The 11,578-nt window shown below is 32.7% G+C and carries 6 protein-coding genes; 1 reads left to right on the top strand and 5 read right to left on the bottom strand.

Features of this window, described 5'->3' with window-relative positions:
• Positions 1–521 precede the first annotated feature (521 nt).
• The 5 genes from J7K39_10215 to J7K39_10195 form a co-directional block, all read right to left on the bottom strand.
• Positions 522–1,748, bottom strand: a complete 1,227-nt coding sequence (locus tag J7K39_10215) for an ATP-binding protein (protein ID MCD6180263.1) — start codon at positions 1,746–1,748, stop codon at positions 522–524.
• 284 nt (positions 1,749–2,032) lie between these two features.
• A complete protein-coding gene (locus J7K39_10210) occupies positions 2,033–5,143 on the bottom strand; it encodes a leucine--tRNA ligase (GenBank protein ID MCD6180262.1) in 3,111 nt (1,036 codons plus the stop codon).
• A gap of 129 nt (positions 5,144–5,272) precedes the next feature.
• On the bottom strand, positions 5,273–6,124 hold the full coding sequence (locus J7K39_10205; GenBank protein ID MCD6180261.1) for a histidinol-phosphatase: 852 nt from the start codon (positions 6,122–6,124) through the stop codon (positions 5,273–5,275).
• A gap of 70 nt (positions 6,125–6,194) precedes the next feature.
• Positions 6,195–7,286, bottom strand: a complete 1,092-nt coding sequence (locus J7K39_10200) for a mannose-1-phosphate guanylyltransferase (GenBank protein MCD6180260.1) — start codon at positions 7,284–7,286, stop codon at positions 6,195–6,197.
• A 63-nt stretch (positions 7,287–7,349) separates the two neighbouring features.
• The gene (locus J7K39_10195; GenBank protein ID MCD6180259.1) at positions 7,350–9,383 is read right to left on the bottom strand and encodes a tetratricopeptide repeat protein; all 2,034 of its coding nucleotides are present in this window, start codon (positions 9,381–9,383) and stop codon (positions 7,350–7,352) included.
• Between the two features lie 229 nt (positions 9,384–9,612).
• On the opposite strand from J7K39_10195, the gene dnaK reads away from it, so the two are divergent.
• On the top strand, positions 9,613–11,520 hold the full coding sequence (gene dnaK, locus J7K39_10190) for a molecular chaperone DnaK (GenBank protein MCD6180258.1): 1,908 nt from the start codon (positions 9,613–9,615) through the stop codon (positions 11,518–11,520).
• Positions 11,521–11,578 lie beyond the last annotated feature (58 nt).

Genomic DNA, 11,578 nt, shown 5'->3' with positions numbered 1-11,578 from the left:
TTCTTCAACTTGGCTTTAAGGTATTTCCAATAGTTGCGGGTTTTAGTATAATCATTTTGGTCGGTAAGCACAGCAACAATATCCAACACCGAGAACCACCACTTGGAGTTCTTTTCGTCCCAAACAGTACGTACTTCTCGGTCGTCAAAAAAACGTATGGATATTTTTTCCTTACTCATATTTTTATTTTCAAATTTGTCTTGTAATGCTGATATGTCTTTTTTTTATTATTCCTTTGCGAATTTACGAATAAACATCAACGAAGAGTGGTGTTTAAAACCTAAATTTTAGTTTTTGAACTTGTGTATCAGTAAAACGGTTTTTCTTTTTATTTCCTAATTTCTGCTGTAGTCTTCTCAAGTTTGCCCACAACGTGAGTTCACGCAAAAACTTCAATTTTTTTTAAAATAAAAAGTACTTGGAATGGTCCAAGCTAAGCTTAATATAGAGATTAAACCGAGCAAGGGCTCTTCAAGCCGAATGAAGGCTATTTATTGTGCGGTCGCTCTTTTTATTTTTAGTTATTTTTCTAATAACCATTCAAATACATTCTTATGAATTATTCCATATCTATTTTGAGTAAAAGCATCTGTTGTTAGTAAAAATTTTGGGTAATTATCTTTTATTGTTTCCAATGGTGTAAATTCTCTTTTTTGAGTTTCATCATTTAATATATCCCAAGAAACTTGATAATATTCAATTTCTCCATCACGATTTTTTACCGTAAAATCTACTTCTGCATTACGCAATCTACCCGTCCATATTTTATAACCTCTTCTTTGTAATTCAAGATATACAATGTTTTCAAGAATATGACCTCTGTCGGCTGTTCTTTCTCTACCAACTAATACATTTAGTAATCCAACATCTACAACATAATACTTTTCCAAAGTAGCAAGTTGTTTTTTGCCTTTTATATCAAAACGATTAACTTTGTAAAACACAAAGCTTTCGATAAGATATTCAATAAATTTTTCAATAGTGCTATGATGAATATTTTGATTATCTGCCTTTAATGCTTTTGAGATGCTGCTTGGAGAAACTTGATTTCCAATATTACTTGCCAAAAATTTAACAAGATTACTAAATGCTCTTTTATCATAAATTTTATGTCGTTGGGTTATGTCTTTTTCAATAATTGTCACATATAAAGCATTCAAATATTCGTATATTTTATCATATCCTTCTTCTCGCAAATCAATTCCTTTGGGTAAAGATGTTTCATTTACATAATCATAAAACAAGGCTTCATAGTTTAAATACTTATTGCTTGTGTCTATTTTTCTGCCTTGTAGATATTCAGAAAATGAAAAAGGTAATATTGAAATTTCAATATATCTTCCACTCAACAAAGTAGCTAATTCACTTGATAATAAATTTGCGTTAGAACCTGTAATATAAATATCTGTATTCTCTGTGGCATAAAGTCCATCAACTAATTTCTCAAAATCGGGAATATTCTGAATTTCATCAAGAAAAATGTAATTCGTTTTATCAGGATGCAGTTTTGATTTTATTTCAAAATAGAGTTTGTCCCAAGATTTATTAAGAAAATTTTCAGGTAATTCAAAATTGTAAAATTGTATTTGCTTATCTGTTATTTCTTTTTTTGATAAATCATCCCTAAACATTTGTAAAAGAGTAGATTTTCCGGAACGGCGCAAACCAGTTACAACTTTTATTATGTCTTTGTCTTTATATGAAAGCAACTTATCAAGATAATATCTTCTTCTAATTTTTTCTATCATATTGCAAATATACATCAAAAATTATCAAAACTTGCAAAAAATGAAAGTTTTGATAATTCTTAGTGGCGTTGCTAAATCTTCGAGTGCCGCACAACAGGAGTCTACGCAAAAACCCCAATTTTATTTTGAAAGAGCTTTTTATGCTTTATTGCTTTAAAATTTACAAATTGCATTTAACGAAAAACCAAATTTGCTGTTGAGTGTTTTGAAAATAAAAAGTGCTTAGAATGGTCCAAGCTAAGCTTAATCTGATTTATACGCCTTCCGGCGAGAGTTTAGACATTTTATATCACAACATTTACAATACGCTTGGGCACCACTATAACTTTTTTGGGTGACTTTCCTTGCAACCAACGTTCTGCATCCGGAGAAGCAAGTACAGCAGCTTCAACTTCCGCTTTATCCATGGTTACGGGCAGCTCTATTTTAAAACGCATTTTTCCATTAAAAGAAACGGGATACGAAAAATTATTTTCCTTAATATAGTCTTCAATAAATACAGGAAATTCCGCGTTAATAATACTTTTTGTATGACCCATTTTCTCCCAAAGCTCTTCGGCAATATGAGGAGCAAAAGATGAAATTAATATTGTTAATGGTTCTAAAATGGCTTTTTTATTGCATTTTAAATCGCTAAGCTGATTGGTGCAAATCATAAACTGACTTACGCTGGTATTGAATGAAAAACGCTCTATATCGTCTTGTACTTTTTTAATGGTTTGATGTAGGATTTTCAACTCTTCTTTTGTTGGTTCAGCATTACTCAATTCAAAATTACCTGCCGGATGATACAACTTCCAGAATTTTTTCATAAAACGAAAAACGCCTTCAATACCATTAGTATCCCAAGGTTTATGATTCTCTATAGGGCCCAAAAACATTTCGTATAAACGGAAAGTGTCGGCACCGTATTTTTCAATCAAAGCATCGGGATTTTGCACATTATACTTCGACTTAGACATTTTTTCTACTTCCCAACCACAAACATATTTATCGTCTTCCAAAATAAATTCGGCTGTAGAATATTCTTCACGCCAATTTTTAAAAGCCTCAATATCCAAAATATCATTATGAACTATATCAATATCAACATGTATTGGTGTTGAGAACAGCTTTCTGTCTTTTACATTTTTAGAAACAAACAATGGTTTCAGCTCTCTAATTTCTCTATGCTTAAAAATAACACCTTCACGTTTATCTTCTGTGGCTTGTTTTACTTCTTCTACCAAAGATTCATCAAACTCAAGAATATCAGCAATCGGAATCAGTAGTAATTTTTTATTTGTATCCTTAATATACTCTTCGTAATAAGATTCCAATTTTTCTAATTTGGCTTCGCTTTTAATCTCTACAATTAAATTCTCTTTTTTATTATAAAAATCGAACTTCCTATGACCATCGCGATAATCTCTAATAAATTCATCTTCTCTTCCTTGTATTTTTATGAATTCCCAAAGTAAATACTCGGCATATTTTTCATGATTTACACGATAGACAAAATTACTTCTTCCTTGAATTTTTCCTTGATTAATAAGTTTTTTAAAAGGCTCTTCTTTTACAGTAAGTCCTAAATCAAATAAAAACATAGACCAAAAACGAGAATACATCAAATGTCCGGTTGCGTGCTCATCGCCCCCCATATATAAATCTACATTCTCCCAATAGCTATTGGCTTCTTTCGAAAAGTATTCATTATCGTTATGCGGATCCATATAACGATAATAGTAAGCACTCGATCCGGCAAATCCTGGCATAGTACTGGTTTCTATTGGATATCCGTCTTTGGTTTTCCAATTTTCGGCACGTGCTAAAGGTGGTTCTCCACTTTCGGTAGGTAAATATTTATCTACCGCAGGCAAAGCTAAAGGCAGGTCTTTTTCGTCTAAAACCTCAGCAACACCATCTTTAAAATAAACAGGAAATGGCTCTCCCCAATATCTTTGGCGACTAAAAATAGCATCGCGTAAACGGTAATTGATTGTGCCATAACCAATCTTCATTTCTTCCAATTTCTTAATTGTTGTAGTGATAGCTTTTTTAACTTCCAATCCATTAATAAATCCGGAATTCACCATAATTCCTTCTTTGGAATCGTATGAATCTTCCCACTCACTAGTGGGTTTCATTTCTTCTCCAACTTGAGTAACCACTTGTATAATGGGCAAATCAAAATGACGCGCAAAGGCGAAATCACGACTATCGTGAGCAGGAACGGCCATAATAGCTCCTGTTCCATAACCACTCAACACATAATCGGCTGTCCAGATTGGAATTTCTTTTCCCGTTAAAGGATTAATACCATAGGCTCCTGTAAATTTCCCACTTATATTTTTTACTTCTGACATCCGTTCTCTTTCCGAACGATTTTTTGCCCAAGCAACATATTCTTCTATCTCTGCTTTTTGTTCAGCAGAAGTAATCATTTCCATATATTCGTGTTCCGGAGCAATAACCATAAAAGTAGCACCAAAAAGGGTATCGGGGCGCGTAGTAAATACTTCTAAAACTTCATCGTGTCCTTTTATTTTAAAATTCACCGAAGCACCTTCAGAGCGACCAATCCAATTGCGTTGAGTTTCTTTTAAAGAATCTGTCCATTCCAAATTGTTAAGCCCGTCTAACAGGCGCTGTGCATAAGCTGAAATACGTAAAGACCATTGTTTCATCTTACGTTTTTCAACCGGATGACCACCACGTTCTGACAAGCCATCTTTAATTTCATCGTTAGCTAAAACAGTGCCTAAAGCCGGACACCAGTTTACATCTATATCAGCTAAATAAGCCAAACGGAAAGCCATTAAAATATCTTGTTGTTCTTTATATGAAAAAGCGTTCCAGTCATCAGCAGTAAATTCTTTTTCACAAGAATTAGCGGCGTTTAATTTTTGGTTTCCATTTTCTTTAAAATATGTAATCAAGTCGCTAATACTTGCTGCCTTTTCAGTTTCTTTATTAAACCAAGAATTAAAAAGTTGTATAAAAGTCCACTGCGTCCATTTATAATATTTCGGATCAGAAGTACGCACTTCCCTGTCCCAATCGAAAGAAAAGCCAATTTGATCTAATTGTTCGCGATAGCGAGCGATATTTTTTTCTGTTGTAATTGCAGGATGAGTTCCTGTTTGAATAGCGTATTGTTCGGCTGGGAGTCCGTAAGCATCGTATCCCATTGGATGCAAAACATTAAATCCTTTGTTTCGCTTATAGCGAGAAAAAATATCAGAAGCAATATACCCTAATGGATGACCGACATGAAGACCTGCGCCTGATGGATAAGGAAACATATCCAAAACATAGAATTTTGGTTTATTATGATCTATTTCTACTTTAAATGTTTTATTTTCAGCCCAATAGGAGCGCCATTTTTTTTCAATCTCGTTATAATTATATTCCATTTCCTTAGTTTAAACGTACAAAATTCAAGCTGCGAAAGTAGTAATAATCAAGGAAATAAACAGCAAAATTTATCCTTTCAATAAAGTATAATTGTACTTTAATGATGAAGTGTAAATTTGAACAACTCTTTAAATAAGGCTTTCTGAAAACCACCCTTTATTGGAATAATGCCATAATTCTTTTATTCCAGCCATCTTAATTATTTCTATTGCTTCAAAATAATAGCCCAAAAGTTCTGTGGGATGGTGAGCATCTGTATTTAGCATTAAAGGGATTCCCATTTCTTGAGCTTGTTGTAAAATGAAAATACTTGGAAACAACTCATCCGAACGAGCTTTATATAAACCTCGTGTATTTATTTCCATTACAACGTTTTTTTCCTTTATCAGCTGAAGGCTTTCGTAGATTAGGTTTTGATACCAATTATCTTTTTGAGAAAAAAAGCGGTTTTTGTTATGCATTTTGATTTTATCAAAATGACCTATAATTTCCGGCTTTTGATTTTCAAGCATTTTATTTGTTTGATGATAAAAAGCTTTAACGCCGGCTTTAATATCACCCTTAAAAACAACTTCTAAACCCTTATCCCACTTTTCTTGTTTGCCACCATCGATAAACCATATCTCCCCTGTTGCGGGATCCAACACCAAATGAATTGAGCCAATAATATAATCAAGTTCACATTCTTTTCTGAAATAAGAAAAGTCATGTGTTTTATTGGGGATATAATCGGCTTCTAAAGCCAAAAACAAATCAATTTGCTCCGAATATTTATTTTTTAATCGTTCAATTTCCGAACAATAATCCCCCAGTTTTTCTGGAGGTATAGAGTAATCGTTTTTAAATAGAACAGGTGCATGACTGGAAAAACCCAAAGCTTTAAAGCCTAATTCTATTGCTTTTTTTACATATTCTTCCGGTGCTTCTTTGCCATCGCAAAAATGATTGTGGGTATGATAATTGGCCAAAAAGGTTTTCATAAGGCAAAGGTAAAAAGAAACGGCTGAAGCAAAAAATGCAACAGCCGTTTATATTATTTATCGTATTTATTTAAACAAACTGATCTCCTTTTTCCGTTTTTACATCGGTAACAAATTGGCGGATATTTTGTTCGTCTTTTTTCTTACAAACAAGTAATATATTTCCTTCGTCAACAACTATATAATCGTCGAGACCCTGTAAAACAACGAGCTTATCGCTATTTACATTAATCACACAATTATTCGTATCGTAAGTCATAACATTCTTACCAACAATGGTATTATGATCTTCATTTTTTTGACGAATTGCATAAAGAGAACCCCAAGTTCCAAGATCGGACCAGCCAAAATCAGATGATAAAACATAAACATTCTCCGCTTTTTCCATAATCCCAAAATCGATTGAAATATTACGGCAAACAGAATAAGCACTTTTAATAAAATCAGCTTCTTTATCGGTATTATAAACATCTATTCCGCCTTTAAAAATATCATCAACTTCAGAAAGGTGTTTTTTAAAGGCTTTGGTAATACTTTTTAATGACCAGACAAAAATACCGGCATTCCAATGAAAATCACCACTCTCTAAAAATTTCTCAGCAATTTTAAGCTCTGGTTTCTCTGTAAATGTTTTTACTTTCCTTATTCTATTATCGCGTTTATCGCTAATTTTAGAATCAAACTGAATATAGCCATAACCGGTATCCGGGCGACTGGGTTCTATTCCCAAAGTAATAAGCCAATCGTTTTCAGAGGCTGCTTGTAAAGCAGAAGTAATTACATCGGTAAACACATCTTCCTTTAGAATAATATGATCGGATGGTGCTACAACAATATTAGCATCTGGATTTTTCTCCATTATTTTATAATTGGCATAAGCAATACAAGGAGCCGTATTTCTTCGGGCAGGTTCGCAAAGAATTTGCTCATAACTTAAATCAGGAAGTTGTTCCTTAACTTGTTCTTTATAAATTTCGTTGGTAACAACATAAATATTCTCAACCGGACAAATCTTTAAAAAACGATTTACTGTTTGTTGAATTAAAGTTTCTCCGGTACCTAAAATATCAATAAATTGCTTGGGTTGTGAGGTTCGGCTCATAGGCCAAAAGCGAGCTCCAATACCGCCGGCCATTATTACACAGTAATTGTTCTTATTCATTGAGTTATTATTTTTATTCAAATATAGGTATTTTCAATAAAAAAGCAATAACGTAATTTTTGCCTAAGATGATAAAGGTACTTTAAGTAGTAAAAGAAGGTTTTTATTCGCTTTTTTAATTTCTAAATTATAATTCAATTCTATTTTTTTCTTTGTTAGCTTATAAATTAAATCCATTCTGATTTCGGCAGATTCGGAAACAACTTCAAGTGTTTGTCTTAAATCATCAATATCCAAAAAATGGCTTCCCGAAAAATCAATATATGTATTATACAGCAGGTATTTTTCACTAGCTTTTAATTGAAGTTTTATATTTAAAGTATCGCTCAAACCAAAACGACCTAATAAAATATCAATAAAAGGAAATAATAAAAATGGAGGAAGTTGAATAAATTCAGGCTCAAGCTCTTCATCAATTTCAATTTTATAAGAAAAGGCTGTTTCATAACCTGCTTGTCGTAATTTAAAATAATGTTCTACTGTCTCTAATTCTGTTTCTAAATTTATTTCTTCAGAAGTGGAATGTTCTATAAAAGTGCGTATTAGTCGTGCAAAATTTGATAAATAAATCCCCGCTTCTTGAGTTTTGTTTTTGTATAAAAAATCACGAATATAATTCAACGATTGATGCAAAAAATTGGGATTCATTTGATATTGTAGAAACTGTTGACTTAAAAGATATTTTTGATGAACTGCTTTTAAATTTTGTTTCCTAAAAACTAAGAAAAGAGCAGTAATACCAGATACGAAAAGAAGTATAATTAAACCCATACTCCAATAAATTATACTTGCTTTTTTCTTTTCTTTATCAATTTTTTGTTGCAAAAAAGCTAAGGTTGTTTTTTTCTTTTCTTTATCAAAACGAGCTTCTAATTCAATCATTTGATTGGTGTTAGAATATTTCCTTAAAGAATCCTTAAGTGTAACATATCTGTCAAAAACTTCAAAGGCTTTTTTATAATCTTTATTCTCTTTGTATAAATCTGTTAAACTTCTTAGATTATCCAATTCATCATCAAATGCGCCATCTTCTTGAGCTATAGCTAAGCTTTGGTAATAATGTTTTTCAGCTTTTTGAAATTGATGTGTTGCAGCATAAACCTCTCCTAAATTATATGTGGTTAATAGTATTCCGTTTCTGTTTTTCTGTCTTTCAAAAAGTTCCAATGATTTTTCAAAATAATCTGCAGCAGAAACAAAATCGCCTCTACTTCCTGATAACATTCCTAAATTATTTAGCACATAAGCTTCGCCCGTATCATCATTTTGCTCATGACGAATATTTAAACTCTTATTATAATATAATTGAGCCGTTTCGTAATTTTCTGTACACCAATAGATATTGCCAATATTATTATAGGTCTTTCCTAAATCAAATTGATTATCTAAAGAATCGTAAATAACAGCTGCTTGTTTATAGTAATGTAATGACTTTGTATATTTGCCTTGCTCTGAAAATAGCACTCCTAAATTATTATATATTCTAGCTTCTTCTTCGATACAACATTTATTATTTTCTTGTAAAACCAATGCGGAATTATAATACCTAAGAGCTTGCTCATAATTATCATTTTTCATCCAAACATTTCCTAATAATACCGAAGAACGTATCATTAGTGAGGTGTCGTAAATGCCGGTAGCTATACTTATAGACTCATCATAATAGGTCTTTGCTTTATCTAAATCACCACAATCAGCAGCAAGTGTACCTAAAAAACGATTTATATCAGCAATTCCTCTTTTGTTTTTATTTTTAACGTAAATATCTTGAGCTTGCTTGAAATACTTTTCGGCAAAGTTGAATTTTTTCATTTGTAAATAGACTGCTCCTATTTTTTTGAAGGCTTCAGAAATTAACTCATCATCTTCTAAACTATTAGCGAGCGCCAATGCTTCGTTACTATATTTTAAAGCAAGTTTGGGGTTTTGATTAATGTAAAAATCGCTTATGGTAAAATAGTGAGTAATACGTTTTTCGGGAATAGATTTATCGGCTAGTAAAAGAATACTATCAACAGAAAACTGCGCTTGAACAGTAGTTCTAACAAAGAAAAATAACAATATCAGTAATAAAAAATATCTAATAATCAGCTTCATTCTTTGGCTTTCTAGCGAACTTAAACACAACAGCAAGAAAAGAAATTAATGGATTAAAAGCAAATAAATCTACAATATATTATTATATAATGCTTGAAATGACGTAATTACTATAAAAATTCTGCCCTTTTGTCATATCCTAAATAAATAATTGCAATGGCATAAATATTGAGATATGGCATTCATCAACGAAAAATAAACTGAGTAAAAAATATAAAATTAAAGAAAAATGGGAAAAATAATTGGTATAGATTTAGGAACTACCAACTCTTGTGTTGCCGTAATGGAAGGTAACGAACCTGTTGTTATCCAAAATAGTGAAGGACGTAGAACAACTCCTTCAATTGTTGCATTTACAGATAATAACGAACGTAAAATTGGCGATTCTGCGAAACGTCAAGCAATTACAAACCCAACGCAAACCATTAATTCGGTAAAGCGTTTTATGGGTGAAACTTTTGATAGAACACAAGAAGAAATTAATCGAGTTCCTTACAAAGTTGTTAAAGGCGATAATAATACTCCACGTATTGTTATAGGTGACCGTAAATATACACCACAAGAAATTTCAGCAATGATTTTGCAAAAAATGAAAAAAACTGCTGAAGATTTCTTAGGACAGGATGTTACCGAAGCGGTTATTACCGTTCCTGCTTATTTTAGCGATTCACAACGCCAAGCAACTAAAGAAGCCGGTGAAATTGCAGGCTTAACTGTAAAAAGAATTATTAACGAGCCTACTGCAGCTGCTTTGGCATATGGTTTAGATAAGAAATTAGACGATCAAAAAATTGCCGTTTATGATTTAGGTGGCGGTACTTTCGATATCTCTATCCTTGAATTAGGCGATGGTGTTTTTGAAGTAAAATCAACAAATGGTGATACTCACTTAGGTGGTGACGATTTCGATCATGTCCTTATCGACTGGTTAGCACAAGAATTTAAAAACGACGAAGGTTTGGATTTGAAAAAAGATCCTATGGCTTTGCAACGTTTGAAAGAAGCTGCTGAAAAAGCAAAAATTGAATTATCTGCTTCTAACGAAACAGAGATTAACTTGCCATACATTATGCCTGTTGATGGTGTACCAAAACACCTTGTTCGTAAATTAAGCCGTGCAAAATTCGATCAGTTAACTCACGATTTAGTTCAACGCACTATAGAGCCTTGTAAATTAGCACTTAAAGATGCCGGTTTATCAGCTTCTGAAATAGATGAAATTATTTTGGTTGGAGGATCAACTCGTATTCCAGCAATTCAAGAAGTAGTAAAAAAATTCTTCGGAAAAGATCCTTCAAAAGGTGTTAATCCTGATGAAGTTGTTGCTATTGGTGCTGCTATTCAAGGTGGTGTTTTAAGCGGAGATGTTAAAGATGTTCTTTTATTAGATGTTACTCCTCTATCAATGGGTATAGAAACTTTGGGTGGTGTAATGACTAAAATGATTGAGTCTAACACAACAATTCCAGTTAAAAAATCCGAGACTTTCTCTACAGCTGCTGATAATCAACCTTCTGTTGAGATTCACATCTTACAAGGCGAACGTCCAATGGCGGCTCAAAATAAGAGTTTAGGTAGATTCCATTTAGATGGAGTACCACCTGCACCACGTGGAGTTCCTCAAATTGAAGTTACTTTTGATATTGATGCTAATGGTATTTTACACGTTAGTGCAAAAGATAAAGGTACCGGAAAAGAACAAAGTATCCGTATTGAAGCTTCTTCGGGATTATCTGATGAGGAAATTCAAAAAATGAAAGCTGAAGCTGAAGCCAATGCCGATGCTGACAGAAAAATGAAAGAGGAAATTGATAAACTAAATCAAGCTGATTCTTTGGTTTTCCAAACAGAAAAGCAATTAAAAGAATATGGCGATAAAGTTCCTGCTGATAAAAAAGAAGCTATAGAAAAAGCTGCTGCTGACTTAAAAGAAGCGCATCAGAAAAAAGACTTAGCTGCTATTGATACTCATATGGCTACTTTAAACCAATTATGGCAAGAAGCCAGTCAGAATATGTATCAAGATACTCAAGCTCAAGGTGGCGCACAAGCTCAAGCTGATCCTAATGCCGGACAACAAGCAAGTAGTGGAACAGATGATGAAGTTACCGATGTAGATTTTGAAGAAGTTAAATAAGCTTTAAGACTACATTCTATTCAAGCCCTCAGCCTTTTGGTTGGGGGCTTTTTATTTA

The sequence above is a fragment of the Bacteroidales bacterium genome (assembly GCA_021157585.1).
In the GTDB taxonomy this organism is placed as follows: Bacteria; Bacteroidota; Bacteroidia; order Bacteroidales; family UBA12170; genus UBA12170.
The sequence above is the reverse complement of the archived record's forward strand: the minus strand, read 5'-3'. Positions and strand labels throughout refer to the sequence as shown.